We start from the raw sequence: 26587 nt of genomic DNA on the forward strand, positions 1-26587 counted from the left end.
GCCGATATGTTACACATTAAACCGATTATAAGCAGTTTATTACGCAGTAAGAGTGGTCCAGTTTTATTGTTTATTCAGATGGTGCTTTCTGTAGCAATTATTGCTAACGCAAGCTTTATCATCAATGAAAGATTGAAACTGATGAGCCGGGAATCCGGCATCGATGAAGCTCAGGTTTTGGCTTTTCGAGTGAATAATTTCGATGATGCAATGGATCCGATTGTTCAAAACAAACGTGATATGCAGTTAATTCGTGATTTACCCGGTGTGATCAGTGTTACTTCTACCAATATGTTTCCATTGAGTGGTGGCGGTTGGTCAACAGGATTAGTGGATAAGCCCGATCCAGATGCTGAGGGAGTGAGGCGTACGCCACAGTCAGCGCAATATATGGCAGGCCCGAATTTTGTTGAAACATTAGGGGTAAAAGTTATCGAAGGGCGTAATTTTTACCCTGAGGAAATTTTGAATGATCGTTATTCAACCAGCTTAAAAGTGCTTATTACCAAAACCGTTGCTGATGCATTTTGGGAAGGTGAATCAGCGGTGGGCAAGATTTTATATCATGGCTCAGAAGATCCTATTGAGGTCATTGGTGTCGTTGGTAAGTTACAAGGTGCTTGGGTTCACTCAGATCAACTCAATAACAGTATTTTGTTCAACCAAGATTTTGCCAGTATGAACAGTAATGGCATGTATATGGTCCGTGCGGATGCTAAAGCTATCCCTGAACTAAAGCAGCAAATTAAAGATGTGCTTTTAGCTGAAAATCCTGAACGTGTATTTCCAGGTTTTATGACAATCAAAGAGTACAGGGAGAGATCTTATCAAAATGATGCTTTGATGGTCAGTATTCTAACAATCGTAATTGCATTGTTATTGCTGGTCAGCGCACTAGGCTTGTCAGGTATGGTGATGTTTAACGTTCAGCGCCGCACTAAGCAAATCGGCACCCGCCGTGCATTAGGGGCGAGAAAAATTGATATCATCAATCAGTTTCTTATTGAAAACTACCTGATCTGTTTATCGGCAGGAGTGTTAGGTGGCTTATTAGCGGTTCAACTTGGGCGCCAATTGATGAAGCATTATGATCTACCTATGTTGGATATTAGTTATGCATTTGCTACAGTGTTTGGATTATTTATCGTAACCACGATTGCTGTGCTTCTGCCTGCGAGAAAAGCGGCAAGTATTTCACCTGCGACTGCAACTCGAAGCGTATAGTATTCTTACAATGCGTAAGACATAAAAGTCACTAGGCTCCCGTTTTCACGGGAGCGACGAAATCCTTAAACGTCATGCCCGTGAAAACGGGCATCCAGCGCCTTTAACGCTTTTAAATTATTAAAACGGAAAAATCATAAACACATGGATAATGTACTGGTTGTCGACGATAACGTTGCAATTTGCCAAGCATTAGCGTTAATGCTTGAACTCAATGGATATCATGCCCTTTATTGTCATACAGAAGTAGATGCAAAAAACATTGTTGCACAGCAAGATATTTCCTTAGTGATTCAAGATATGAATTTCAGCGCCGACACCACGTCAGGTACTGAAGGCAAGCGCTTGTTTTTTGCCCTTCGAGATATTCAGCCAGGTTTACCCATCATCTTGATCACCGCTTGGACACAACTGGAAATGGCTGTCGAGTTAGTGAAGCAGGGCAGTGCAGATTATATGTCTAAGCCTTGGGACGATGATAAATTGTTGACCAGTATTGGTAATTTGATTTCTTTGCATAAACTTACGCAATCAAATAAGAAGTTAGTGAAAGCAGAAGCTGAACGCAATGTTGCTATCGTTGATGCTGATTTGTGTGGTTTGGTATATGCCAGTGGTACCATGCAAAGGATAGTAGATCTCACACTGCAACTCGCCAATTCAGATGTATCTGTTTTAGTTACAGGCCCCAATGGTGCTGGTAAAGATAAAATAGCTGACATCCTACATGCGAACTCTCCACTCAGAGATAAGCCGCTGATAAAAGTGAATATCGGAGCACTACCCAGTGAGTTAATGGAGGCCGAGTTATTTGGTGCAGAAGTGGGAGCTTTTACAGGAGCGACTAAAGCGCGAGTTGGTCGTTTTGAAGCCGCCAATGGTGGGACACTGTTTCTTGATGAAATTGGTAATTTACCGTTGTCAGGCCAAGTAAAATTATTGCGAGTACTGCAAACGGGAGAATATGAGCGTTTGGGTAGCAGTCAAACACGTAAATGCAACGTGCGATTGATCAGTGCTACTAACGCCGATTTAAAAGCCGATATTGCTGAAGGGACGTTCAGGGAAGATTTATATTATCGACTCAATGTTATTGAGCTTAGAGTGCCAGCACTGTGTGACAGAGTGGATGATATTGTGCCGTTAACTCAGCACTTTATTGGCCCCGAGTTCAGCCTGTCAAAAACGACTCAAAAAGCACTTAACTCACATTTATGGCCTGGTAATGTTCGTGAATTACAAAATGCGTGTAAACGTGCGGTTTTGTTAGCAAGAGAGAATAAGTTAGCTGCGGTAGATTTTGGATTATCGGATGCCGTTGATGAGATCAGAGTCTCAGCGCCAAATCATGACGACATCAGTAAAGATGAGATTGTTGCTGCGATGAAAGCGCATGATGGTGTCATTGCCAGAGTCGCAAAATCTGTTGGTTTGAGTCGTCAGGCGCTATATCGCCGTCTAGATAAGTTTGGGATTACTCGATAATGCTGTCTTTCAAAAAAAAGCTTTCTCTCAACACTGGTCTTTGTGTTGGCCTGAGTGCAGTAGCCATCTACTTCATACTTAATTGGAGTCAACAGCCTGAAACCTGGTGGCAAACCGCTAAAGAGTGGCTCGGGTTTGACGTGGCTTGGTTGTGTATTGCACTCATTACATTGGCTTCTGCCAATATTGTTAGTTGGTTAAATAAAGGTCTTACTGATAGTTTACAAGCCATTGAGGTTGGGTTACTTAACTTCAAAGATAATGATTTTAGCGTGAGTTTACCGAAAACGAGACAATCAGAAACCAGTCATCTGGTTGAGCTTTTCAATGATGTGTCTGAAATCCTCCGTGAAGAGAAACAATATATTTATCAGCGTGAATTACTGCTTGATAAAGTGATTCAAAGCTCGCCAAATGTCATGTTGTTACTGACTCCGAAGCAGCAGATCATTTATGCTAATGATGCTGCAAGGTACCTGTTTTACGACGGTCGCCGTATTGCGGGCGCATTTTTACCTGAATTACTGAGTAATATTGACTCAGAGTTAGCGGATAACATTAAAAATAAGCGTGAAGGATTGTTCACCTCCGCAGGTGGGGAGGCCGAGAGCTGGCATATCAGTCGTGGCACTTTTGCACTTAATAATCAGCAACATGATTTACTGCTTATTAAGCAAATGACCAAAGAACTGAATCGGCAAGAAGTTGCGGTTTGGAAAAAAGTGATTCGTTTAATCAGTCACGAACTTAATAATTCACTCGCACCCATTTCCTCAATGGTCAACTCAGGTCGAAAGCTAACCAAAGATACGTCTTCTCCGCAGTTGGAGTTGATTTTTAATACGATTGAAAGTCGCTGTGATCATTTGAATCAATTTATTTTTAATTATGCTCGATTTGCAAAATTACCATTACCGCAAAAGTCCTCTGTCAGCTGGGAAATAATAACGCAGCAATTGGCACAACATTATCCATTCTCATTAGATGGACCGTTACCATCCCAACCGGGGTATTTCGACCATATTCAATTAGAGCAGGTGTTGTTGAACTTATTAAAAAATGCTCACGAGTCAGGCTCTGAAGTCGAAAACATTTCCATGAAAATTGCTTCAATCACGCTGAAGGGTAAGCTTGGTTGCTTAATTGAAGTCAGTGATAAAGGGATGGGAATGTCTGCAGAAGTGATGCAACAAGCTTTACTCCCTTTCTACTCAACGAAACAGACAGGTACAGGGCTCGGGTTACCACTGTGCCGTGAGATCATTGAAGCCCATGATGGACAAATCAGTCTGCATCACAGGCACTCCAAAGGCCTGACCGTTCAGGTGTGGCTCCCAGCCGCTAATTCTTAATAAGGATATCACTTGCGATTGTTTTATCATTCCAACGGTAGTTATCCCCTGATTGCTCTAACAGCATTATATGCATGTTTTTCCCGTCGATTTTACCTAATAGGCTAACAGTGTTGGGGGAACCACAAGTTTCAAAATTCATACTTATGCTGATCCCATTGCCGTTAATAAAGCCGGTTATTGGAACTGGCACACCAATGCAGGGTTTATGAACTGATTGGGTTGGGGTGAAGGTTCCGGATAGCACATTGTTTTTGCTTCGCTTGATATTCAGTGTTGAACCACTTTTATTCGACCAACTACCATTCGCACTTATCGGATTATGAGCGACTTCGTGGGCAAGTGATGCATTTACAGAAAATAAACAGAAAAATAGATAAATCAAAGATTGAGTGTATTTCATATCAATAAACCTCGTTAATGTTATGAATTCATACAAGTTAAACCCAAAGCATTACACTCTGGGTTTAACGCTTTCTACCTTAAGAATAACTTAAATAATAGCTGCTGTATTTTTGTACCGTAGGGCGGGTGGATAAACTTGCCTGCATCAAACCAGCCTTTTTTAAGAACCGTTTTAGCATGACTGAATGTTTGAAAGCCTTCTAAACCGTGATAGTGGCCCATGCCAGATGGCCCAATTCCACCAAATGGCGCATCATCAGCTGCAACATGCATAACTGTATCGTTAATACATACGCCACCGGAATGAGTTTGAGAGAGTATTTGCTGCTGAGTGGAGCTATCAAAACTCATAATATAAAGCGCAAGTGGTCGTGGATGCCCGTTGATGTAACCGATCGCATCATTCAACTTGTCATATCCAACAATGGGTAAGATAGGGCCAAAGATCTCTTCTTGCATAACTTTCATATCATCCGTGGTGTTTAGGATAAGTTGAGTGGCAAATTTTTTCTGTTTCCCAACTTCTTCACCTGATGCTGAAATAATGGTTGCATTTTTCGCTTTGGCATCTTCAAGTAAGCCTTTTAGGCGTTCGAATTGGCGTTGATTAATGATGGCTCCATAATCATGGTTTCCTTCTACTTTTTGATACATATTCTTAAATTTCGTTTGATAAGCGGCAACGAAATCGTCAATTTTATTATTCGGGCAAAGTACATAATCTGGTGACACACAAATTTGCCCTGCATTTAAACATTTACCATAAATTAAACGTTCAACAGCTGTTGCTATATCCATATCATCGGCAACGATGACTGGGGATTTTCCACCTAATTCCAGAGTCACAGGCGTCAGGTTTTCAGATGCTGCTCTCATCACATATTTACCAACACCTGTTGAACCAGTGAATAGAAGGTGATCGAAGGGGAGTGATGAAAATTCAGCTGCAATCTCAGCTTCACCTTCGATAATCACAACATCATTATCAGAAAATAGGTCATTAAGCATCGACTTGATAGCAGCGTTTGTTTCTGGAGTAAACTCAGAAAGTTTAAGCATAACTTTGTTACCAGCCGCAATAGCTGTGGCAAGAGGTGCTAAAGTTAGCATGATAGGAAAGTTCCAAGGCACAATGATGCCAATGACACCTTTAGGTTGATAATGAACTTTTAAACTTGCTGGCGCTAGTGCCATACCAACATGCCGACGTTTCGGCTTCATCCATTTTCTTAGATGTTTTGAAGTGTAATTTATGTGGTTAATACTAGGAAGAATATCACCAATGATCGTGTCATCTTTGGAGCGCCCGTTATAGTCAGCATCAACAGAAGAGATCAGTTTATCTTGTTGCTTTAGAATGGCTTGCTTTAATTTTTTTAGCTTGCTGTTACGGGATTGATACTCTGGAAATGGTTGCTGGTTAAAACTTGCTTTAAGAGTGGTAAAAGCCTTTTTTAAGCGAGCTTTTTGTTGTTCGATATTATCGCTCATTAGATGCCCTTGTCGTGATAGTTTATCGTTGATGACACTTTAATCTATCATAATTTATATGTCGTAGTGATTTGTTAACGAATTACTTAAAAAGACGATGTTATTTTTGAAATTACTTATCAAATTTTTAATCTGCTTGATGAGAGGTTGATGATGAGGTTCAATCATGTCGGTATTTCGACAACGAATAGCTTTGATGATGAGATAGATTTGCCACACTTAAAAATGACGGTTTAAGACCATAAAAATAATCCGTTTGGTATTCAATGGCAGAGGTATTGGCAAGATGCACCATATCCTGAACTTGTTAAAACTGTACCGCATGTAGCTTTTGAAGTTGATGATTTAACTGCCGCAATTAAAGGTCAAAAAGTTATTATCAAACCAAATTCACCAAATTCACCAAATTCACCAAATTCACCAAATTCACCAAATGATGGTCTAGTGGTGGCATTTATCGAAGTAAATGGAGCGCCAGTTGAACAGATGGAATATAAAAATAAAGAAAGAAGTTAAGAAGTGGTGCCCGAACCCGGAATCGAACCAGGGACACGAGGATTTTCAATCCTCTGCTCTACCGACTGAGCTATTCGGGCAACGGCGGCAATTAAACGGTTTTTCAGAGGTATAGTCAATATTTTTTTTTGTTTATATAAAGAAATGAAGCTAAGTGATGGAAAAAACTACACAATGGATGCAAGTTTCATTTTCACAGATTCAATATGGTTGCTTACATCGCTACATTCATACCACTAGCAAAAAAGAGATCAGGCTTTTTACTCGGATCATAGTTTTTAGCAGAAACCTCTCTTAAATCATTTGTTGTTAGAGACCTGGATTCATAACATGTCGCCAATTTGGGGAATGCTTTAGCTCCATCCTTCAAATAGCGTCGCACACCGGCTCTTGATACTGTAATCCAGCCAATATCAGCTTCTGAAGAGGATATAGGGTATAATTGTTTTAAATTGATTTGAATTGCATTTTCTGCTGTGAGCTGCTCTTTTGTAAAAGGGCATTTATGAGGATTAAAAAAGCTATTTGGAAAGGTAATACTCCTCTCTGCTACAGGAATACTTGAGTACATATGCTCAACAAGAGCGGAAGCGTGTATCCTTTCAGAATTACACTTTAAAAAATAACTTAAGTTAGAATAAGCAGGAGATATATTTCGCATTGCTTCATTGACTTCAACTTTAGTGAAAGTGTCAAGAGCATCTTTTTTTTCAGTCTCAAGGTTTGATGATTCTCCAGAAAATAATGGATTTGAGTATTCCAATTTGACGCCTTGATCAAACGATTCGAATGTTAGTGTACCCTCAAAAGGCTCAATATTTTCCTGCTTTAATATGTATGTGATTAATTTAGCTTCCCGCTTAGCTTCTTTTGAGTCATCAATCTGACAAGCTTTTTGAGTACCTTGCTCATTATGAAAAGGAATTACTTTCCACTTCGCTCTAGGATTAAATATTTTTTCGGAAGTACTCATTGCTTGATACTCGTACTTTCGTTCACCTAAATAAATGACTGGTTTGTCATAAGAGGTCCATAGTTGGTGACTAACTTCTTCCTGCAAACATAGATTATTTGGATTAATCGCAGCCATCATTCAGCTCACTAAAACTGTTCTTAGTTAAATGTTAGACTTTTTTTGATGTTATGTAGTTAAGTTTTTTTATTGGCAGAGATGAAAAATGGTATGAATTATGAGGGAAAGGCAGAAATAAATGATTCCTGCCTGATAAACATTAATTAACTAAATCATTTTTTGGATAATTAGCTTTCATAACCATCAATACATGATCTTTCAGTTTTTTCTGGCCTAGTTCTCCATAGGCTTCAGCCATTATCTCTAAGGCCTTTTCTGTAGAGGGTGTTCCAGAGAAGGACTCAAGAACATATTGAGCGCGACTAGCCGCAGCACTCCAAGCATTCATTTTTATGTAGTACTCTGCAACGTGAATTGAGTAACGAGCAAGGCGATCTTTAATTGATTGCATACGTTGCTTGGCATCTGAAGCATATTTGCTGTTAGGAAATTGCTTAATTAATTTAGAAAAATCTTGGAAAGCATCTTCAGAATGAGTGGGATCTCTGTCCGTTCTGTCAATGCTTAATAAGTCATGAAATAGATACTCATCAGCCTGCATATTAACGAGTCCACGCATAAAATAAACATAATCTACGTTTTTATGTGTTGGATTTAAGCGAATAAAACGGTCAATATTGGCTAACGCATTAGCCGTATCATCTTGCTTGTAATAAGCAAAAATCAAATCGAGTTGCACTTGAGTTTTATATGCACCGAATGGATAACGAGAGTCTAATGCTTCAAGTAATCGAGTGGCTTTACCGTAGTTACCTAATTCCATTGATGTTCTTGCTTGAGAGTACAAGGATTCAGGCGACGATTTAGGTACATCAAGTCGTTTGTCAGGGCTGCTACTACACGCACTAATGGCTAATGATAACAGGGCTAGGGCAATACCTTTTGAAACTCTATTCATACTTGAATTCAATTCTTTTTAAGTTGTAGTTAAGAATTTTTCCATTTCACGATAAAATGGAGGTTATCCGATTGTAACAGAGATACCGGATTTAGTTCAAAGTGTCCAGATAATCATTATCTTGCCATTGATGTCCAGGTATCCCAACTTATTGACCCGAAAAGCGGGTTAAGGTTCCTATGGCTCAAGAGATTAATCTAAAAAGTGAGATCAACGCAACTCAATCTGGTTTGAGATTAGATCAAGCGTTAGCAGAATTGTTCCCTGATTACTCACGTACTCGCATAAAAGAATGGATTTTATCTGGCGCAGTAACCATTGATGGCGAAGTGATTGATAAACCAAGAGTGAAAGTTCTTGAAACTCAGAAAGTCACTGTTGTCACAGAAATTCAGGAAGAAGTTACTGCAGAAGCTCAACAAATCGATTTAGATATCATCTATGAGGATGATGATATTTTGGTGATCAATAAACAAGCTGGTCTTGTGGTTCATCCTGGTGCAGGTAATGCTGATGGTACATTGATGAACGCTCTTTTACATCACTGCCCGAGCATTGAACATGTGCCAAGAGCAGGTATCGTGCACCGGTTAGATAAAGACACAACAGGTTTAATGATTGTGGCAAAAACCGTTGAAGCACAAACGCACTTGGTTACTTCACTGCAGGCTCGTGAAATTACACGTGAGTATGAAGCAATAGCTATTGGTACCATGACAGCTGGTGGTAACGTTGATCAACCGATTGGTCGTCACCAAACTAAACGTACCCATATGGCTGTTGTTCCAAACGGAAAGCCTGCCGTTACTCATTATCGAGTTGCTGAAAAATTTCGTGCGCATACTCGTTTACGTTTGCGTTTGGAAACGGGTCGTACTCATCAAATTCGTGTCCATATGGCTTACATTGGTCATATTCTTGTTGGTGATCCAGTGTATGGGGGACGTCCGCGTTTACCAAAAGCCGCATCAGCAGAGTTTATAGAAACCTTGAAAGCATTTAAACGCCAGGCTCTGCATGCGGTAAGACTTGAGTTGTATCACCCGATTTCAGGAATGTTAATGTCATGGACTGCGCCGATTCCTGAAGATATGCAAAAGCTAACTAAAGCATTGAGAAAAGACACTGAACTCAATCCAGCTGATTACTAAGTTCTTGTTACACCTGCGAAGGCAGGTGTCCAGTGGTTTTATTTATTCGAGGTTTTAATGTTCAAACACGATTGGCCTGTACCTAAAAATGTAAATATTGCTTTTACAGACCGTCATGACGGCATCAGTAAGCCGCCATACGATAGTCTTAACTTGGGCTTGCATGTTGGTGATGTCGATACTGATGTATTGGCTAATCGTGCTTCTTTAAAACGGCAGCTAAACCTGTCTGCGGAACCGTTTTGGTTAGAGCAGGTTCACGGTATTCATGTAGCTGACTTATCAAACTCTCAAAATAATCAAGCTGATGGCTCGTATAGTAATCAAACTGGTAATGTTTGCGTAGTAATGACGGCAGATTGCTTACCTGTTTTGTTATGTAATCAGGCAGGAACTGAGGTTGCAGCTATACATGCAGGCTGGCGTGGGCTTTGTAACGGTGTTCTTGAAGCTGGAGTTGCGAAGTTTAAATCAGCATCTAATGAACTGACTGCTTATCTTGGTCCTGCTATCGGCCCAAAAGCTTTTGAAGTTGGTGTAGAAGTTAGAGAGGCGTTTATAAATGAAAGTGTGCAAGCTGAGCAATATTTTCAAATTTCAGGTAAAAAGTATTTAGCAGATATTTATGGTTTAGCGATTCAAAGACTCAATCATCTTGGCGTTACCCAAGTATATTCAGCAAATGAATGTACTGTTTCAAATTCAAACTATTTTTCTTATCGTCGTAATAATCGAACTGGGCGCCAAGCGTCATTAATTTGGTTAGATGAATGATTTTAAAAGTTACTCTGAACGGCTCTGACTTTTAAATTATTAACTTTAGTTAAAACTGAAATTAAAAAAAATTAACTGAACAATGTTCTAAATCCGAATTAGGATAGCTCAATCGACACTTATTTCAATGAGTTAGTTCATAGAGGCTATAACTATGCTAAGAGAAGTTAATATATCTCCTGCCCATTTTAATTTTACTCTAACAAATGCAGAAAAAGATGACATTGTCTCTATGACAGATATATCTTCATTAGACAATGAATTAGGTGTGTGTTTGGTTGAGCATGTTTTTAAAAAGCTGTCCACGACTGAAAAAAGTTGCCTTTATCCTGCTCTAAATGTTGAAAATTATGCAGACTCTTCAGATATTGCAGTTGCACGAGAATGGCTAAGAGGGCGTGAAATACTTTCGAAAGCGAAAACCATGCAAGACTTGTCTAGGGCGTTGCTAAACGTCGGTTTAGTGTCTCGGGCAAATCAACTTCAACATGATTATCCAAACATTTCTTCGAAAGTTAACCTGCCGCAGGCATCTTCAAGGAAAACATTAACCTACGAAAGAAAGCCTTCGAAACCTTCGAATCATTTAGTCGAGCAGTTTCACGGTAGACGTCACAGTTGGACTGCAGAATCAACGTCTTCGAATCAAAAACAATGGCAGCTAAAAGTCGTCGGTCTCACAACACGGTGGGTTGAATCAATTGTAGAAGATCAAGAAACTCATAATAAAGATGCAGGTGCAGCTACACCCGTATCTGAAGTTAAAGTTAGCGAACAAGCTTCGAAAGATCAGCGCAGACATTCATTACCTACATTTATTGGTATGCCGCAAGTAGCTGAAGCTAAATTACCATACTCCCAAAAACCTTTAGCTGTGTTGAGAGAAGGTCAACAAGATAATACAAAAATCGAGTATCACTTAAGATTGCTACCAGAAAGTAGTGATTGTTCTTTTGGGAGGATAAAAGCTCTCAACCCATCAGAACAACGAGCTAAAGATACTATGCAGTCTTGGGATAAAGTTGAATTGTCTGAGCAGCCACAAGGAAAAATGCTCTGGTTGTCGGATAAAAAACATCAACAACATTTCAAGAGAATTGATTCTGTTAGGTTAAAGCAGGCATGGGAGAACCCAAAGTATTGGGATTCTAGAATACATATTTTATCTAAGTCTGATTTACAGGTTCTTCTTCAAGAAATAAATTCTTCCCAAGTGCTTAAACTTATCGAACAGCTTGAGATGGATTCTGGTAAAAAATTTATTCAGTCAGGAAGTTCTATTACAACAGAGCAGCATGTTGAAAGTATTCAGCAAAGAGAAGCTTTAGGATTAAGGCCTATTGAATATTTTTTTTCGTTGATAACTTTGAAGGGAAATAATGTTTCGCCAAATCAGATAGCTTCTGCTCTAGCTAAAATAAATGAACAAAGTTTGATGAATAGCGTGAAAGCTTTATACGGGCAACCAAGATAACTTTTGTATTACAGTCAGTTATTAAGAAAGTAATGTACTGTTACATATTCAAACTACTTGTTAACCAATGAGGATGTTAAGGGGCTTTAATCTGATTTTTATATAAAACACATAAGAGTAATAAAGTTATCTTTTGTTAATTCAGTATTAATTACACATTAAATAATTTTAACTGGATTTTGTTCTGTTTGAAGGCAAAATTGAGTTTAATTTCAAAGTGGTTAGGTGGAAATGTGAGCTGTGAATCTGCAATTCCTACAAGTCCTACAAGTCCTACAAGCGCAACATCATGCCCTTTTACTCAAGCTTCAAAAAATAGTATCGACCCCAATGAAATAGAAAAAATTTCATTCAGACAGTTAAGCGTTAAAGATTGGCCGGATGTAGCATTGATTTTTGAGCAATTACCCAGAGATGAGATTAATACATTATTGGTCTATTCAGGAGCCGAAGACTATAACAAACAGCTTTCAAAAGAACAGTTGGCAGAGCTTTGGATAAAACAAGTCGTACAAAATCAAAAATGTCTAACCATGAGAAGCTTATATGCTGAGCTAAATGATTCTGGTATTTCTAGCCAAAATGAGCGAATTGTAAAGCTTTTTCCGAATGGGGAAGATAGAAAAGAAACTCTCCCCGATGTAAAAGCTGGGGCTATATCCATAGCTGAACGGGGTAGTTTATGCACCGCCTTGAGGAGCGCATATACACTGTTAGGTGATAAAAGTAGACTTGTTGCAGGCTATTTAGGTGTTCCCGCTGAGCGATTAACAAACGACATAACAGAAGACGCAGTAGCTGATTTGATAATGGAGCACTCAAATTCGAAGTTCGAAGGTATCAGTTGGAAAGAGCTGATATCCGCACTCTACAAAGTCGGTGTTGCGACCCCAGATGAGTATGTCTTTCCAGAATGTAATGATAAAAAATATGATGCAGCTAAAGAGCAATTAAAGGTTTTTTTATCAAAACATACTGGCGATTTGATAGGGATTAAACATCAGGCTGTTGAGGTGCAAAGGGCAATAAATCAAAAAAATACTCAGGCTTCTAATTCATCTCCAAGCAATCCTCCTGAAAACAGTGCTATTGTTCATTTGCCCCCTGAGCCAGTTTATTCACCAACAGGACAAACAATTCATTCTCATTCGCAGAGTTCACCTAATCCTTTAAATTTTGTGTCTACCGAGAGTATTCACAAGAGGGGAGGATCCCAAGAATGTTTATTTGAAACGGAAGATGAATTACAAGGTAGAGCAAACTTAACTTCACAAGATACAGTTACTCCAAACCTCTCGTTAGTAGTTGGGAGCCAAGTAGTTGAGTCAACAAGTCCACATGGTATTCACAGTAGTACACTGAGTCTGCCAACCAATTTATATGGTGTTAACTCATTCGACTTAGAAACTAAAGATGCATTTATGGAGAATCTTAAATCCGATCATACTAGAGGTTTTATGCCTAGAACAAGTAGTTTTACTCCACATGTTCGAGCATCGAAGTCGCCAGAAAAGTTGACTCTTGAAAGTGGCCAGTTTACTTCTCACAGTCAATTTAGCTGCGATTAAAGAAGAGAGCGCAGGATTAAACCATTCGAGAATACCTGTTAAGAAAACCACTAGAGATTCAGAAGGTTCACTCGTTCCACAACCGCAAAAAAGTGAAGGTGATAAAGCTTATAAATTCAGTTCCTGTAAAGACGGTGAAATTCAACTAACACGTGTTCCAGGATCATTAATACCTAGAGCTAGGCTGATCACCAGTGGAGGAAATGAACAATCGAGAACAACTGAACAAGGTTCACGTCCACAGAGATCTAGTAATGGGTCTAGGAGGTTATCATTGCCTGTGGCTTTTGGAAGTACTAATCAGCGATCTCAGCACGTTTTTTCGAAAGAAAACCGAAAAGGTAAAAGTGTAAGCTTATCGTCTTTATTACCCATAGCTAATAAGAGAGAACAGGCTCTGAAATTGAAACAGGAAGAGCAAGCAAAAAAGAGAGAAGAATATACTCGAACATTAGGAAGTAAAGGCTATGAAAAAACAATAAGTGATGAAATTACGGTAGCAAAGGTGTTTAAAAAATTATCAGGAGAAGATTGTATTAAACTAGTGATCGCTTTATCAGAAAGTAGTTCTAGTGATAAACACGGAGCATTCGAAATGCCTGGAAAGTTGAAGAGTAATGTAACAAAAGAAAGTTTTGACCAATGTAACAAGGATGAAGGGAGAATCAGAGACTTGGCAGCTAAAATCATTTGTAATCCAAGGAATGTATGCTGTTGGCAAGAAGGATGGTTGTCACTCTTAATATTTAACTAATTATTAACCGCTTAAGGGGGCAGGAAAGGCAACCTAATGACACACTATTCAGACGAAAGAAAACAAGCTGTACTCAGTAAAATGCTTCCGCCACAAAATATGAGTATCGCAGCTATTTCAAGAGAAGAAGGAATTCATGTTCAAACATTGTATAGTTGGCGCAATAAAGAAAAACAAGCAGGAAAAGTCGTGCCCGGTAAAGCTTCATCCGATAATTGGTCAGCAGAAACCAAATTAGCCGTAATCATTGAAACCGCAGCAATGTCAGAGTCTCAACTCAATCAGTATTGTCGTGAAAAAGGCATTTTTAAAGAGCAAGTTCAGCAATGGAAACGAGATTGCCTTACGGGTTTTCAATCAAGTGGCGCTCAAAAAAAAGAAGCTAAAAAGCAGGCTAGGCTCGATAAGGCAGAAATTAAGTCACTTAAAACCGATTTAAGAAGAAAGGAAAAGGCGTTGGCGGAAACAACGGCTTTACTGGTGTTAAGAAAAAAGCTCAACGCCTTGTGGGAGAACGAACACGAGGAGAATTAACGCCACTGCCTTTAAGACAACAGTTGATAGGGTTAATCCAAGAAGCTTGCAACAGTGGTGCAAGGTTAGATAACGCCTGTAAAGAAATCCCGTTAAGTAAACGAACTTATCGACTGTGGTTTAAAGATGGGCAAGTACAAGCCGATTTGCGTCCCGAAATTAAACGGCCAGAGCCAGCGAATAAGCTTACTGAGAGGGAGCGGCAGCAAATTTTAGATACGTGTAATCAAAATGAATATTCGAGCTTGCCACCAACGCAAATCGTTCCGTCATTACTTGATAAAGGGATATACATTGCCTCAGAATCGAGCTTTTATCGAGTATTAAAGGGGCACGGTCAGCTTAATCGTCGTGGGCGAGAAAAAACACCACAAAAGAGAAGTAAACCTAAGAGTTACAGGGCTTCAGCGCCTAATCAGGTTTGGTCTTGGGATATCACATATTGCGCCTCGGTCATCAAAGGGAAGTTTTACTATCTGTATCTGTTTGAAGATATTTATAGCCGTAAAATTGTTGGCTATGAAGTCCATGAACAAGAGTGCGGTCAAAAGGCCGCAGAGCTAATCCAGCGTTGCATGCTGAAAGAGCAGTGCTTCAATACGCCGTTGGTTTTACACTCTGATAATGGTGCTCCAATGAAATCGTACACCATGAAAGCAAAGTTGGAAGAACTAGGTGTAACGGCATCATTGAGCCGCCCAAGTGTGAGTAACGACAATCCTTACTCTGAATCACTTTTTAGGACATTAAAGTATCGACCTGACTGGCCTAAAAAAGGGTTTTCAAGTTTAGAAGAAACCCAAGATTGGGTTGAGAATTTTGTGACTTGGTACAACAACGAACATAAGCACAGTCGGCTTAATTTCGTGACTCCTCAAGAACGGCATAAAAAACAAGATAATGTGCTGCTCATGAACCGTAAAAAGGTACTCGAAGAAGCAAGAGCTAAAAAGCCAATGAGGTGGTCAGGTGAGATCAGAAACTGCGAACCCGTTGGTGATGTAATGTTAAATCCAGATAATGAAAATACAACAGAAAAATCGACAAATAATGTAGCTTAAGTTTTAATCAAAGGGTGACACCTGTCTTGAAAAACGCCGGTTGTCACAACTCATTGTTTGTGATTGAATATATTGCATATTCCCTTTCGGGATAAATATCAAAATAGGCGCTACTTTGCTGCCTTCAATACGTCTTCAAAATAATCTAAAAATTCATAATTTGATGCTTCGATCTAGCATTTCCAAAGATCATTTCTTGAAAATAGGCGCATTTCTGCTGCCTAAAATACGCATTTGCGAATTCCTATACGGCGAGATCAGTCCGAGCCATGCCTTTTAAGGTGAACAGGGCGAATATGCTATTGCCGCTGAGCTGAATTTTCAGCCAGTTTGTTCTTCCACCTAGGAAATTCCTCCTGAGATGCTTGCTCTAGCTGGATTTGCATGGTTTTTCTTGGCTTGCTTAATCTACTGCGTTAGTGTGTTTATCAAGCATTAATTCATCTGTGTTGTTGTCATGCTATTTAAAGGTATCAAAAATAAGCTGTTGCGCTTTAAGTCTATCTTTGAAACTTATTGGTCGAGCTTTGTGGCAAAACACACACGATATAACAAACCTTATTATCATATTGAAATCAAAAAGATGTTGGATTGTGGCACTGAAGCCTCTGGTTACAAACTATGAATAGGTAAAGAGAAGATGAAAGAGTTTTTGGCAAAACAAGAGTTAGCAAAATTAAAAGTACAGACACGAACTATACGTAAAACCAGTTATAGAAAATCAAGGTTAGATAAGCACAGAGGAGAGCTTAAGGCGCTTTTGAATGAAGGTGCTAAGTTAGCAGAGCTTCATAGGTGGTTAAGGAGTAAGCGAGTAAAGGTCGCATATTCTACCGTTGTCCGTTGGGTACAGAAAAATGGCTAAGTTCGCATCATCGAAGTCTCAAGCTACCGCTGTAATAAAGAAGCTTCAGGGGAAGCATTTACGTTCTGTAGGTACAGTCAGAAATTACGAGCAAGCACTTAATCGAGTAGCCGAATACTGTAAGCAAAATCAGGTTAAAGGAGGGCTTATTGGTTTGAGTGCTGATCAGGCTATTACATATTTAGAATATAGAGGTCAACTTATTGGCCAAAAAGCACTGGATATGGAGCGCCAAGCAATTCAAGCCATGATGACTCATGTGACAAGCAAGCTTCAAAATAAACAGAAGCTTACGGTTATACGTTCAGAGAAAAGCCAGTCTTTGAATAGTCGAGCATACACATATAAACAATCACAGCTTATTTCAGAGGCACAAACAGCCAAACATTCATTAGCGACTGAAATAGCCCTTCATGCAGGATTAAGGGCTCATGAGCTGCTGACTTTAGCTAAAGTTGAAGAAAGGCCAGCTTCAAAACGCCCTTCATCATCAAGCAAGTGGAAGGGGAGAGAAGGTGTCATCTATACCGTTCATGGAAAGGGAGGATTGATTAGAGAAGTTCTATTATCCAAGCTTTATCCGAACAGCTTGAAGTCAATAGATTAAGTGCGCCTATTACAGTTGTTGATAGGAATGTGAATTACTTATAACGATATCACATAGGCGGCGGGCAGAAGTGGTCAAATTCATTCAGTTCAGCTTCAAATAGAGCATTAGGCTGGTCTACAGGAGCTCACGGTTTACGGCACTCTTATGCACAAAAAAGAATGACCGAACTTCAAAATCTAGGGCTAGTTAAGCTAACAGCACTCGAAGTTGTTTCTCAAGAAATGGGGCATTTTAGGCCAGAGATAACATTAACTTATCTACGGTGAGAGCAAAAAAGCAATCACTCGCACCAATGCTATCAAATAATAAATCGGAACCCCATGTTATGGGGCCCCCTCGCTTTGCGACCCTTCGGGCGATTTATTATTTGACACCCTTGTTCCCTCGTAATGCGTTGTCGGTAGTGGTAAAGCGCACATCTCCAAGCATGAATGCTTGAAGACGTTTGTTCACCACAAGCGAAAAGGAAAAGAAATGACTCAAAGCATTAATGATTCAAAACTAGCAAAGCTAATAGATAAAGCGAAGGTTGTTGATTTCTGTAATTTAATAAGAGAGACAAATAGAGAATACGATATTGTCTTGAATACAGTGGCACCAACAGATAAACCCTGCTTAGTAAAATCAGGTGATCGGTTTCAATTATGGGTTTTAAGAAATGATATTGCTTATCCGGTATTGCAAAGAAGAGGCTCCAGTTTTGTTGTGACGGTTTGACCTAAATGCAGATTGAAAACTAAAAAAAGTCAGTTTTCAATTCACAATTATTTTGGGCGAGTGATGAGTTCTATTGCTAAAAAGATACTCAGCTCGTTCCAGTTTGAAGTAAGCTTTTATGGCTAGCCAAGCATTAAAGGCACAGATAGGTGAAACGAATAGAATTAGAGATACAATTTCTTGTAATGTCCTTTCTGTTAAATTTGCAAATAAGAATGGCGACATGGCACCAAAACCTAGAATACCGTACAGAGAAATGTACATTATTTTGCGCCAAGTTCTAGATGATTTTTTTGAGTACTTTGGCTTGTAAATCAAGCTTAAGTCTCCTGTAGTTTCTAGCTTTTCAAATATATTCTTGGACAAATTAAAATCTCTAAGACACTGTAAAGGATTTTTTAAAGACAAAATGTACTCTATTTCAGCATTTGTAAGTGATGTAGTACCAGCTATAGCTTGATAACCTTTAGTTAAAACGTAAGGATGTAAATCATCTGCTTTTAGGTCTTCAAAGAACGCTTTTGCAAACTTATATTCCTCTCTTAGATTACTCTTTTTATTATTAAAAATATCTTGTAGAGACTTCCATGCTGTAAAAATACCTATAGCAGCGGCAATGAATTTTACTGTCAATAACCAGTCCATATATTCTCATCATTTAGTTTTTGCTTTTCGCTAACGGATTAAAAAGCCTAGTTAAACTAGGCTTTGAGATTGTTGAGTTAAGAAAACTGATTAGGCAAGATTAACCTTCAATATCAGTTTCGATACTTCTGAGAGTTTTATATCTAATAAAACTACCTAAAATGACTAAGGAAAGACCAACAGTCCATAGTGCAATAGGTGGCACAGCAAGGCTCTCCCACTCTTTTGTTGGTTCTATTAGTGTTGCAAGAAACGGAATGCAAGATATCCCAATTCCTAAAACTCGAAAGGCAGATGATACGTATTGTCCAACAGCCTCGACTTTTCTTGATTTATTCACTCTAAAACTCCTTAGTGTATCTAAGGCATATTCATCCCAAGAGGAATATGCCCCTTGGGTGAATTAACTGAATACTCAGTTTCGTTTTATCAGCAGTAATGAAACGCTGATTTTATTTAAAGCACTCTATCGTGCTAATTCTTATCAAGAAAGTATCATAAGAAATCACAACTTTATAGTATTGGTGCTGATAAAAATTAGAGTTTTAAAGAGTGGTAGTGCTCTGAAGATCATTTGTGCTAAATTAATTGGTAGCACAGAGGTAGCACAGAGCAAAAACGGCTATTGAACTTGTGAACTATTTGAAAGGTTTTAGAAACAAAAAAGCCTGCTATTGCAGGCTCTTATGTATTGAATTAATGGTGGCCCCTCACAGACTTGAACTGTGGACCTGACGATTATGAGTCGTATGCTCTAACCAACTGAGCTAAGGGGCCTACTTTGATAATGAATTACCGAAGCGAGTTGAAGTATACGAAGTTTACTTTAAGTTGTCATCCCTGAATTGGCGAGATTTTCAGCATATAGAATCAACTGCTTACGAGGTAGTCAGTATTTGTTCAAAATTAGAAATAAAAAAGCCTAGAATCAATGCCTAGGCATTTTTATAGATTAACTTAAGCTAAATAATCAGTGATTTGTTGCTCAATGCCTTTTGCATCTAATTTTAACTCTTCTAACACTAGATTGGTTGCACCGTGCTTAATAAACTCGTCTGGAATACCAATTTGTAATACTGGCTTTAGAATTTTATTTTTATTTAAAAACTCTAAAACAGCCGAACCTGCGCCGCCAGCGATGGCGTTTTCTTCAATGGTGACTAATACGTCATGCTCTGATGCAAGCTGCGTAATCAGCTCTTCATCTAGTGGTTTTACAAAACGCATATCAGCAACAGTAGCGTTTAAGGCTTCAGCAGCAGTTTTAGCGGAGGCTAAGATTGTGCCGAAGTTTAAAATCGCAATCTTTTGGCCTTCTCGAACAATCTGGCCTTTTCCTATGGGTAACCTTGTCATTTCCTCTACTTGCTCTGCACCTGTAGCACTGCCTCTTGGATAGCGTACAGCAGTAGGTCCACCAGTGTATTGGTGGCCAGTGTAAAGCATTTGACGACACTCGTTTTCGTCCGATGGTGTCATGATAACCATGTTTGGAATACAGCGCAGATAGCTTAAGTCGAATGCACCTTGATGGGTTTCACCGTCTGCCCCAACAATACCACCACGATCGATGGCAAATAAAACAGGTAAATTCTGAATTGCTACATCATGAATGAGCTGATCATAACCACGCTGCAGGAAGGAAGAGTATATGGCAACAACCGCTCCATATCCTTCAGTGGCAAATCCTGCACCTAGAGTTACGGCATGTTGTTCAGCAATTGCAGCATCGAAGTACTGTTTAGGAAAGCGTTGAGAGAACTCAACCATGCCAGAACCTTCACGCATCGCTGGAGTAATCGCTAATAGCTTTTCATCTTTTTCAGCAACATCACACAACCATTTACCGAAAACTTGCGAGAAAGTTGGGTTTGAAGGTGCTGACGCTGGTTTTTTAAATTCGCTTGGGTCAAACTTCGGTACAGCATGCCAACCGATAGGGTCTTTCTCTGCGGGCTCATAACCACGACCTTTTTTAGTCATGATATGTAAGAACTGAGGGCCTTTGAGGTTGCGCATGTTACTGAGGGTGTCAACTAACGCTTCAACATCATGACCGTCAATTGGGCCTATATAGTTAAAGCCAAGCTCTTCGAATAATGTCCCCGGAACCACCATACCTTTGAGGTGCTCTTCAGTACGGCGAACCATTTCTTTGACCATTGGCATGCCTTGAAGGGCTTTTTTGCCGCCTTCGCGAATATTGGCATAAAAACGACCAGACATGATTTGCGCAAGGTGATTGTTGAGCGCACCAACGTTTTCCGAAATTGACATCTCATTGTCATTTAACACAACTAACATATCGTTGTGTAACGAACCTGCGTGGTTCATGGCTTCAAACGCCATGCCACCCGTAATCGCACCGTCACCAATAACAGAAACGACTTTGCGTCCTGCTTGTTCTTTTTCGGCTGCGATGGCCATTCCCAAAGCGGCACTGATAGAAGTGCTTGAATGGCCAACACTAAAGGTATCGTATTCGCTTTCTTCGCGGAAAGGAAAAGGATGCAAACCATCTTTTTGACGAATGGTGTGCATTCTATCTCTGCGACCGGTAAGGATTTTGTGTGGGTATGCTTGATGCCCCACATCCCAAATTAGGCGATCGAAAGGTGTTTTGTAAACGTAGTGCAAAGCAACAGTCAGCTCGACGGTTCCAAGACCTGAGGCAAAATGACCACTGGATTTACCCACAGATTTTAATAAAAACTCACGTAATTCATCCGCAAGTTGTGGCAGCTGCGTTTTAGGAAGCTGTCTTAATTCTTCTGGAGTATTCGCTTTTGCTAATACTGGAAATTGATTGATATCCACACTCATATAAAGGGTCTTTGACTTTTTTATACTCGACGCGCCACGAGATATTGGGCAAAATCTTCAATAATTTTGCTATTGTAGGGTAAATCAGCCAACGCTGATAGTGCGTCATTAATTAATTGTTCTGCTGTCAGTTTTGCTTGTTCTAAACCTAATAGTGACGGAAAGGTACTTTTATTTGCGTCAGTGTCAGAACCTTGAGGTTTACCCAGCTCTTCTGTTGTTGATGTGATATCTAAAATATCATCTTGTACTTGGAAAGCTAACCCTATTTTTTTAGCAAAAGTTCTCAGTGATTCTTTGGTATTTTTTTCTGCGTCTGATGCGATTAAGGCCAGTTCTACAGCACACGAGATCAAAGCGCCGGTTTTTAATGCGTGCAGTTCAGAAAGTTCATCTAAATCAATACGTTTATTGGTTGAGGCTAGATCGATGGCCTGGCCACCACACATACCCGAATAGCCAGCAGCCTTGGATAAAACTTTTAGCATACTAAGTTGTTGAGACGCTGAAAGCCCACTGTCATCATGGGTAAGCGCTTCAAAGGCGAGTGACTGTAATGCATCGCCGACTAGAATTGCTGTTGCTTCATCATACGCAATATGAACAGTTGGTTGACCACGTCTTAAGTCGTCATCGTCCATTGCAGGTAAATCATCGTGCACAAGTGAATAGGCATGAATGCATTCAATTGCAGCAGCACAGGCGTCAAGCTGTTCGAGCTTAACATTCAACATTTCACCAATGCTGTATACCAAAAAAGGACGAATGCGTTTGCCGCCAAGCACGGTGCAATACTTCATTGCTTCTTTTAGTCTTGGCGCATGATTAGGTAACGCATCGATATGAGATTCAATGATCTGATTTACACGTTGTTGGTAAGATGCCAGTGAAACTTTTAATTCTGTGTCAGCCACTCAAATTATTCCTCTTCGATAAATGGCTTTAATTTAGCTTTGCCATCTTCCTGAAGCAGAACAGATACCTTTTGTTGTGCTTGTTCGAGCTTGCTTTGACTTTGACGAACAAGCGCAATACCTTGTTCAAATTGGGACAGAGCTTTATCGAGTGGAATATCGCCTTTTTCTAGTTCAGCAACTATTTGCTCAAGTGCAGAAATAGACTCTTCAAAACTTAAGTTTTCTGTTTTCTTTGCCACGATGAAGTTTCCTTATGGTATGCGATGCACAAAGTATATCAGCGAGTGCTTAGGGTCAAATTTAGCCGAAGAAATTTTAATCACAAAATGAGGTAAAAAAGAAAAAAAAGCTGTTTTAATGATTTTTACCTAAACTTGAGGTTATTTTGACCGATAAAAAGATTGATAGGTGTAATTAGTAATAACAATAATAGTCGCGTGATTTGTAAACTGTTTGCACAAATTGTGAACATGGAGTTGTTTTTTAGTTGAGACTCGCAGCGAGCTTTTAAGTACAATACGCTGCAGTTTTTTGTGGTTCTACCAGTCTAACGTAAGTAAGGCAAAAGGAAATCACGCAGTTTTTGGCGAGGATAAGTTGTGGATTTAGCAACACTAATTGGAATTTTAGGCGCATTTGGTTTTGTTTTAGGCTCAATGGCGACCACTGAAAGTGGCATTGGGGCGTTTGTAGATGTAGCGTCAATTCTAATTGTTCTATTTGGTTCATTATTCGTGGTAATGATGAAGTTCAATTTAGGGCAATTTTTGGGCGCAATTAAAATTGCAATTAAAGCCTTTATTTTCAAGTTGGATAAACCTGAAGATCTGATAGAACAATCAGTAACGATGGCTGATGCTGCTCGTAAAGGGGGATTTTTAGCTTTAGAAGAAGCGACAATCACAAACCCATTTATGCAAAAAGCCGTCGATATGTTGGTCGATGGTCATGACGGTGAAGTGGTACGTGCTGCATTAGAAAAAGATATTGCACTTACCGAAGAACGCCATAAATCAGGCGTTAAAATTTTCACCGCCTTAGGTGATGTCGCACCTGCGATGGGAATGATTGGTACCCTCGTCGGCTTAGTGGCCATGTTACAAAATATGGATGACCCAAAGTCCATTGGTCCTTCAATGGCGGTAGCACTTCTAACGACGCTTTATGGTGCAATGGTGGCAAACATGGTTGCGATTCCTATTGCTGATAAGCTTGCTTTACGTATGAACGAAGAAATGCGTAATCGCAGCCTGATCATGGATGCGGTACTTGCTATTCAAGATGGTCAAAACCCACGTGTGATAGAAGGTTTCCTTAAGAGCTATCTGGCAGAGAAAAAACGCGGCGAAGGCAGCGCTGAGGAGTAACCCATGGCTAAAAAAGGGTGCGACTGCCCGCCACCGGGCGCTCCAATGTGGTTGGCAACATTTGCAGACTTAATGTCGCTACTGATGTGCTTTTTCGTACTGCTATTAGCGTTTTCAGAGATGGACGTGCTTAAGTTTAAGCAGCTCTCTGGTTCTATGAAATATGCTTTTGGTGTGCAAAATAAAATTGAAGTAAAAGACATACCTAAAGGTACTTCGGTCATTGCGCTTGAATTTCGTCCGGGGAGACCTGATCCAACTCCAATTGAAGTGATTAACCAACAAACCAGCGAAATGACTGAGCCGATGCTGAACTTCCAAGAGGGGGAATCAGACAGCGCTGGTGGTGTGCAAGATCAACGTGGCGAACGCCGTGGTGGTGATGCATCATCTACAGCGCAACAAGAAGCGGAAAAGAAAGAAACGGCTGATTCAGCTGCGAATCAAGAACAAATAAATGAGCAGTTAAAGAAACTCGCTAAGCAACTCGAACAGCAAATTGAAGATGGTGCTATTGAACTTGAATCGCTTGGTCAGCAGATCATTATTCGTATTCGTGAAAAAGGTGCTTTTGCTTCTGGCTCTGGTTTTCTACAACCAAGATTTAGACCCATAATGCGAAAGGTTGGCTCGTTGTTGAAGGATGTACCTGGCATTATTACGGTTTCGGGTCATACGGATGACTATCGAGTAAGTAATGAACTCTACAGTTCAAACTGGGAGCTTTCGAGTAAACGTGCGCTTTCTGTTGCACATGAGATGATAAAAGCAGATGGTTTTGATGAGCAACGTTTGAAGGTTGTGGGGTTAGCTTCAACAGCACCGCTGGTTCCAAATACCAATCCAATTAATCGTGCTCGAAATCGCCGTGTGGAAATTGCTATTGAGCAAGGTAAACCACATGAAAGTGATGAGATTTGGATTGAGCCTTAGGTTTCAGTTGCTCTAAAATTGGAAAAGGCGATATTGTTTTGAATATCGCCTTTTTAAATGGAAATAAAAATTAGCCTCTGAGCATGTAATAGTAATGCTGAGTTTTAGCTTCGGCTTTGTTGATTAAGTCTTGGCAATTTACTTGAGTTTCTGAATGGCCGCGCTTTACAGTTTCTTGCGCACTCCTTGATATTAATTTTCCATAATCAGAAAAATGTTTAGCAGCGTGTACTTGATAACAGTCGAGTGGAATTTTCGTTGATTCGAGGTCACTTTTCATACATCTCAATTCTCCATCATTATCATCGAAGAACTTAACTTTTGCAGGCTCCCAGCCTTGTTTCTTTAATTCCTCAAATGCTGAAAGTAAGCGCTCACATTTAGTGTGAGCTCGTTGCCCATTATACTTCAGTTCCGTATCTCCTCTCATAAGTTTAAAGTCAAAGAGAGCTGGATTATAACCACATTTGTTGAGCTTCTCACTCATTAAATCTTCTGCGTCTATGGGGGTCTGAGTATTAATGAAAATACGTAAGTTTTTATGTTTTTCTTTTAGTGTTCTTAGCATCTCTGGCAATTCAGGGTCTAGTGACTTAACGTTTTGAGTGCTATCAAAAATGTAGTCACCCTCAGTGTATAAGGTGCTGTCTAAATCGAAAACTAATGCAATATGCTCATCACTTGGTTGACTTTCGGCTAACTCTTTTAAAACGTTTGATGGAGCCATAACTGAAGTATATCCATTTTCGTTTATAAAAGGTTTTACAGCTTGTAATTCAGTTTTGCCAAGGAAATGCTCGTGGGCTGCTTTTTGGCTTGGGTTATTTGTAATACTATGTCTAGTTAAGGTGTAACGTTTTATTACGTCACCAGCTGCTTTATCAAATGCTTTGGTATCAGATCTTCTAAATCTCCCAAAGAACTTATTAATAAAAGATGTTCGGCTCAGGGTGGCAAGCTTTGAATTGCGTCTTGTCGATACGGTTTTTTTACCATCAACAACGTCAAATTTTACTTGGAATTTTTTAACCTTGCCGTTTGGCATTTCAAAAGTAACATCTTGCCACTCACTTTTACGAGCGATTGCTTCATCGGCAAACGATACGAGTTTTTCAACGTTACCTTTGGTGATGCCTAATTGAAAGTTAATTGCTTCGTTAGTATTGAAGGTTAATCCAGCCATACTTTACCACCTTAACTCATTAGCTTCTTAACACTTAACTTTATTATCGCTGATAAAAATAATTGTGTATTGATAAAAAGCCTTATATTAAGCAAGATTAACTTCTTGTAAATCTATAACTACTCATAAAATTCTTTTGTTAGCGAAGTAAATAAAGGCTTTATTACGTTAAAGCCTTCATTAAGGTTTTTTATTACTCAGACGATTATCCTCGTAACATCATATAGTAATGTTGAGTAGTGAAAGAGGCAGCGTCTATTAAGGTTTGCTCGGTAACCTCGCTATTCAGGTTAATTAACTCACTCTCCGATGGTGTTTCTTGTTCATCAATGGCAGGGGCGGGACCGATTGAGTCACTAATTGGTAAGTGATCTTGTCCATAAGGATGGGGGAGCGAAGTGCTTACCTCATATTCAGAGCCTTCGCCGCGACCAATTCTTCTTATTTGATAAGGTGATTTAGCTGCCACGCTATTATTAGATGAATCACTTTCTGTGTCTGTTTGTAGAAAAGTTATGTGTTGATCTAAATGAGTTTGATACGCTTGAAAAGGTATTTTAGCTCCTTTGACGTCACGACATGCTATTTCAACATCCTTAAGCTCTTCACTTGTAACCATTCACCAAGCCCCTCTTGTTTTTTGTGAAACAAGTCACTTGATCTAACATTGTTACTTGAACGATCTTTTTATGGTGTTTTTATGTACACATGAAAAAGAAAAAATGCTTCGAGAAAGATGCTCCACAA

Annotated in this window: 25 protein-coding genes and 2 tRNA genes; 14 read left to right on the top strand and 13 right to left on the bottom strand. The window is 39.5% G+C overall.

Annotated elements, in window-relative coordinates; translation table 11 throughout:
* Positions 1-6: 6 nt before the first annotated feature.
* The 3 genes from JQC92_RS07070 to JQC92_RS07080 all read left to right on the top strand — a co-directional run bounded on the left by JQC92_RS07070 (position 7) and on the right by JQC92_RS07080 (position 4061).
* Complete coding sequence (locus tag JQC92_RS07070) at positions 7-1224, top strand: ABC transporter permease (RefSeq protein WP_204998993.1); 1218 nt, start codon at positions 7-9, stop codon at positions 1222-1224.
* Positions 1225-1368: 144 nt separating this feature from the next.
* The gene (locus tag JQC92_RS07075) at positions 1369-2709 is read left to right on the top strand and encodes a sigma-54-dependent transcriptional regulator (RefSeq protein ID WP_204998994.1); all 1341 of its coding nucleotides are present in this window, start codon (positions 1369-1371) and stop codon (positions 2707-2709) included.
* Positions 2709-4061, top strand: a complete 1353-nt coding sequence (locus JQC92_RS07080; protein ID WP_204998995.1) for a sensor histidine kinase — start codon at positions 2709-2711, stop codon at positions 4059-4061. The genes JQC92_RS07075 and JQC92_RS07080 overlap by 1 nt, the downstream gene beginning before the upstream one ends.
* On the opposite strand, the gene JQC92_RS07085 is transcribed toward JQC92_RS07080, so the two are convergent.
* From JQC92_RS07085 to JQC92_RS07105, 5 genes are all read right to left on the bottom strand, one after another.
* Positions 4051-4464, bottom strand: a complete 414-nt coding sequence (locus JQC92_RS07085; RefSeq protein ID WP_204998996.1) for an avidin/streptavidin family protein — start codon at positions 4462-4464, stop codon at positions 4051-4053. The genes JQC92_RS07080 and JQC92_RS07085 overlap by 11 nt on opposite strands.
* Positions 4465-4538: 74 nt before the next feature.
* Positions 4539-5957 carry a coniferyl aldehyde dehydrogenase gene (locus JQC92_RS07090; protein ID WP_204998997.1) on the bottom strand — a complete coding sequence of 473 codons (1419 nt, stop codon included), beginning with the start codon at positions 5955-5957 and terminating at the stop codon, positions 4539-4541.
* Positions 5958-6477: 520 nt separating this feature from the next.
* Positions 6478-6553: transfer RNA gene (locus JQC92_RS07095), tRNA-Phe, on the bottom strand.
* Between the two features lie 134 nt (positions 6554-6687).
* A complete protein-coding gene (locus JQC92_RS07100; RefSeq protein ID WP_204998998.1) occupies positions 6688-7566 on the bottom strand; it encodes a hypothetical protein in 879 nt (292 codons plus the stop codon).
* A 139-nt stretch (positions 7567-7705) separates the two neighbouring features.
* Positions 7706-8464 carry an outer membrane protein assembly factor BamD gene (locus JQC92_RS07105; RefSeq protein WP_129946772.1) on the bottom strand — a complete coding sequence of 253 codons (759 nt, stop codon included), beginning with the start codon at positions 8462-8464 and terminating at the stop codon, positions 7706-7708.
* A gap of 179 nt (positions 8465-8643) precedes the next feature.
* Here JQC92_RS07105 and rluD point away from each other — a divergent pair, with 179 nt between their 5' ends.
* The 9 genes from rluD to JQC92_RS07150 all read left to right on the top strand — a co-directional run bounded on the left by rluD (position 8644) and on the right by JQC92_RS07150 (position 17972).
* Positions 8644-9615: a 23S rRNA pseudouridine(1911/1915/1917) synthase RluD gene (gene rluD, locus JQC92_RS07110; RefSeq protein WP_204998999.1), complete on the top strand. Its 972-nt coding sequence runs from the start codon at positions 8644-8646 to the stop codon at positions 9613-9615.
* 57 nt (positions 9616-9672) lie between these two features.
* Positions 9673-10389, top strand: a complete 717-nt coding sequence (gene pgeF, locus JQC92_RS07115) for a peptidoglycan editing factor PgeF (RefSeq protein WP_204999000.1) — start codon at positions 9673-9675, stop codon at positions 10387-10389.
* A gap of 154 nt (positions 10390-10543) precedes the next feature.
* Complete coding sequence (locus JQC92_RS07120; RefSeq protein WP_204999001.1) at positions 10544-11863, top strand: hypothetical protein; 1320 nt, start codon at positions 10544-10546, stop codon at positions 11861-11863.
* A gap of 233 nt (positions 11864-12096) precedes the next feature.
* Positions 12097-13431 (top strand): hypothetical protein, encoded by a 1335-nt coding sequence (locus JQC92_RS07125; RefSeq protein WP_204999002.1) that lies wholly within the window; start codon positions 12097-12099, stop codon positions 13429-13431.
* On the top strand, positions 13391-14185 hold the full coding sequence (locus tag JQC92_RS07130) for a hypothetical protein (RefSeq protein ID WP_204999003.1): 795 nt from the start codon (positions 13391-13393) through the stop codon (positions 14183-14185). Before JQC92_RS07125 ends, JQC92_RS07130 begins: the two co-directional genes overlap by 41 nt.
* 36 nt (positions 14186-14221) lie before the next feature.
* A protein-coding gene (locus JQC92_RS07135) for an IS3 family transposase (RefSeq protein ID WP_420851303.1) occupies positions 14222-15780 on the top strand; the annotation gives its coding sequence in 2 pieces (ribosomal slippage) (positions 14222-14672 and positions 14672-15780; 1560 coding nt in all).
* A gap of 640 nt (positions 15781-16420) precedes the next feature.
* Positions 16421-16645, top strand: coding sequence for a hypothetical protein (locus JQC92_RS07140; RefSeq protein ID WP_204999005.1), 225 nt, complete (start codon positions 16421-16423; stop codon positions 16643-16645).
* The gene (locus JQC92_RS07145) at positions 16638-17252 is read left to right on the top strand and encodes a hypothetical protein (protein WP_338049498.1); all 615 of its coding nucleotides are present in this window, start codon (positions 16638-16640) and stop codon (positions 17250-17252) included. Before JQC92_RS07140 ends, JQC92_RS07145 begins: the two co-directional genes overlap by 8 nt.
* 477 nt (positions 17253-17729) lie before the next feature.
* Positions 17730-17972 carry a hypothetical protein gene (locus JQC92_RS07150; RefSeq protein ID WP_204999006.1) on the top strand — a complete coding sequence of 81 codons (243 nt, stop codon included), beginning with the start codon at positions 17730-17732 and terminating at the stop codon, positions 17970-17972.
* Positions 17973-18008: 36 nt separating this feature from the next.
* On the opposite strand, the gene JQC92_RS07155 is transcribed toward JQC92_RS07150, so the two are convergent.
* From JQC92_RS07155 to xseB, 6 genes are all read right to left on the bottom strand, one after another.
* On the bottom strand, positions 18009-18617 hold the full coding sequence (locus JQC92_RS07155) for a hypothetical protein (protein ID WP_204999007.1): 609 nt from the start codon (positions 18615-18617) through the stop codon (positions 18009-18011).
* A gap of 100 nt (positions 18618-18717) precedes the next feature.
* Complete coding sequence (locus JQC92_RS07160) at positions 18718-18957, bottom strand: hypothetical protein (RefSeq protein WP_204999008.1); 240 nt, start codon at positions 18955-18957, stop codon at positions 18718-18720.
* Between the two features lie 360 nt (positions 18958-19317).
* Positions 19318-19394: transfer RNA gene (locus tag JQC92_RS07165), tRNA-Ile, on the bottom strand.
* A gap of 180 nt (positions 19395-19574) precedes the next feature.
* Positions 19575-21440, bottom strand: a complete 1866-nt coding sequence (gene dxs / locus JQC92_RS07170) for a 1-deoxy-D-xylulose-5-phosphate synthase (protein ID WP_204999009.1) — start codon at positions 21438-21440, stop codon at positions 19575-19577.
* 20 nt (positions 21441-21460) lie between these two features.
* A complete protein-coding gene (gene ispA, locus JQC92_RS07175; RefSeq protein ID WP_204999010.1) occupies positions 21461-22354 on the bottom strand; it encodes a (2E,6E)-farnesyl diphosphate synthase in 894 nt (297 codons plus the stop codon).
* A 5-nt stretch (positions 22355-22359) separates the two neighbouring features.
* Positions 22360-22596, bottom strand: coding sequence for an exodeoxyribonuclease VII small subunit (xseB, locus tag JQC92_RS07180; RefSeq protein ID WP_129948168.1), 237 nt, complete (start codon positions 22594-22596; stop codon positions 22360-22362).
* 360 nt (positions 22597-22956) lie between these two features.
* On the opposite strand from xseB, the gene pomA reads away from it, so the two are divergent.
* Together pomA and JQC92_RS07190 are read left to right on the top strand one after the other, a co-directional pair.
* On the top strand, positions 22957-23724 hold the full coding sequence (pomA, locus tag JQC92_RS07185) for a flagellar motor protein PomA (RefSeq protein WP_129948167.1): 768 nt from the start codon (positions 22957-22959) through the stop codon (positions 23722-23724).
* Positions 23725-23727: 3 nt separating this feature from the next.
* Positions 23728-24657, top strand: coding sequence for a flagellar motor protein MotB (locus JQC92_RS07190; RefSeq protein ID WP_204999011.1), 930 nt, complete (start codon positions 23728-23730; stop codon positions 24655-24657).
* Positions 24658-24727: 70 nt separating this feature from the next.
* Here the strand turns inward: JQC92_RS07190 and JQC92_RS07195 are convergent, their stop codons facing one another.
* Together JQC92_RS07195 and JQC92_RS07200 are read right to left on the bottom strand one after the other, a co-directional pair.
* On the bottom strand, positions 24728-25840 hold the full coding sequence (locus JQC92_RS07195; RefSeq protein WP_204999012.1) for a hypothetical protein: 1113 nt from the start codon (positions 25838-25840) through the stop codon (positions 24728-24730).
* A gap of 205 nt (positions 25841-26045) precedes the next feature.
* Positions 26046-26459, bottom strand: coding sequence for a hypothetical protein (locus tag JQC92_RS07200; protein WP_204999013.1), 414 nt, complete (start codon positions 26457-26459; stop codon positions 26046-26048).
* Between the last annotated feature and the right edge of the window lie 128 nt (positions 26460-26587).

Origin of the sequence: Parashewanella hymeniacidonis (assembly GCF_016900895.1) — a bacterium.
GTDB classification, from domain to species: domain Bacteria; phylum Pseudomonadota; class Gammaproteobacteria; order Enterobacterales; family Shewanellaceae; genus Parashewanella; species Parashewanella hymeniacidonis.

What these genes read in the sequence shown, in the direction of transcription:
- JQC92_RS07100 (WP_204998998.1), bottom strand. Translation starts at nt 7,566, where the DNA reads ATGATGGCTGCGATTAATCCAAATAATCTATGTTTGCAGGAAGAAGTT.
- rluD (WP_204998999.1), top strand. Translation starts at nt 8,644, where the DNA reads ATGGCTCAAGAGATTAATCTAAAAAGTGAGATCAACGCAACTCAATCT.
- JQC92_RS07080 (WP_204998995.1), top strand. Translation starts at nt 2,709, where the DNA reads ATGCTGTCTTTCAAAAAAAAGCTTTCTCTCAACACTGGTCTTTGTGTT.
- JQC92_RS07085 (WP_204998996.1), bottom strand. Translation starts at nt 4,464, where the DNA reads ATGAAATACACTCAATCTTTGATTTATCTATTTTTCTGTTTATTTTCT.
- pgeF (WP_204999000.1), top strand. Translation starts at nt 9,673, where the DNA reads ATGTTCAAACACGATTGGCCTGTACCTAAAAATGTAAATATTGCTTTT.
- JQC92_RS07190 (WP_204999011.1), top strand. Translation starts at nt 23,728, where the DNA reads ATGGCTAAAAAAGGGTGCGACTGCCCGCCACCGGGCGCTCCAATGTGG.
- JQC92_RS07075 (WP_204998994.1), top strand. Translation starts at nt 1,369, where the DNA reads ATGGATAATGTACTGGTTGTCGACGATAACGTTGCAATTTGCCAAGCA.
- JQC92_RS07155 (WP_204999007.1), bottom strand. Translation starts at nt 18,617, where the DNA reads ATGGACTGGTTATTGACAGTAAAATTCATTGCCGCTGCTATAGGTATT.
- JQC92_RS07120 (WP_204999001.1), top strand. Translation starts at nt 10,544, where the DNA reads ATGCTAAGAGAAGTTAATATATCTCCTGCCCATTTTAATTTTACTCTA.
- dxs (WP_204999009.1), bottom strand. Translation starts at nt 21,440, where the DNA reads ATGAGTGTGGATATCAATCAATTTCCAGTATTAGCAAAAGCGAATACT.
- JQC92_RS07105 (WP_129946772.1), bottom strand. Translation starts at nt 8,464, where the DNA reads ATGAATAGAGTTTCAAAAGGTATTGCCCTAGCCCTGTTATCATTAGCC.
- JQC92_RS07200 (WP_204999013.1), bottom strand. Translation starts at nt 26,459, where the DNA reads ATGGTTACAAGTGAAGAGCTTAAGGATGTTGAAATAGCATGTCGTGAC.
- JQC92_RS07145 (WP_338049498.1), top strand. Translation starts at nt 16,638, where the DNA reads ATGGCTAAGTTCGCATCATCGAAGTCTCAAGCTACCGCTGTAATAAAG.
- JQC92_RS07150 (WP_204999006.1), top strand. Translation starts at nt 17,730, where the DNA reads ATGACTCAAAGCATTAATGATTCAAAACTAGCAAAGCTAATAGATAAA.
- JQC92_RS07070 (WP_204998993.1), top strand. Translation starts at nt 7, where the DNA reads ATGTTACACATTAAACCGATTATAAGCAGTTTATTACGCAGTAAGAGT.
- JQC92_RS07195 (WP_204999012.1), bottom strand. Translation starts at nt 25,840, where the DNA reads ATGGCTGGATTAACCTTCAATACTAACGAAGCAATTAACTTTCAATTA.
- JQC92_RS07140 (WP_204999005.1), top strand. Translation starts at nt 16,421, where the DNA reads ATGAAAGAGTTTTTGGCAAAACAAGAGTTAGCAAAATTAAAAGTACAG.
- JQC92_RS07090 (WP_204998997.1), bottom strand. Translation starts at nt 5,957, where the DNA reads ATGAGCGATAATATCGAACAACAAAAAGCTCGCTTAAAAAAGGCTTTT.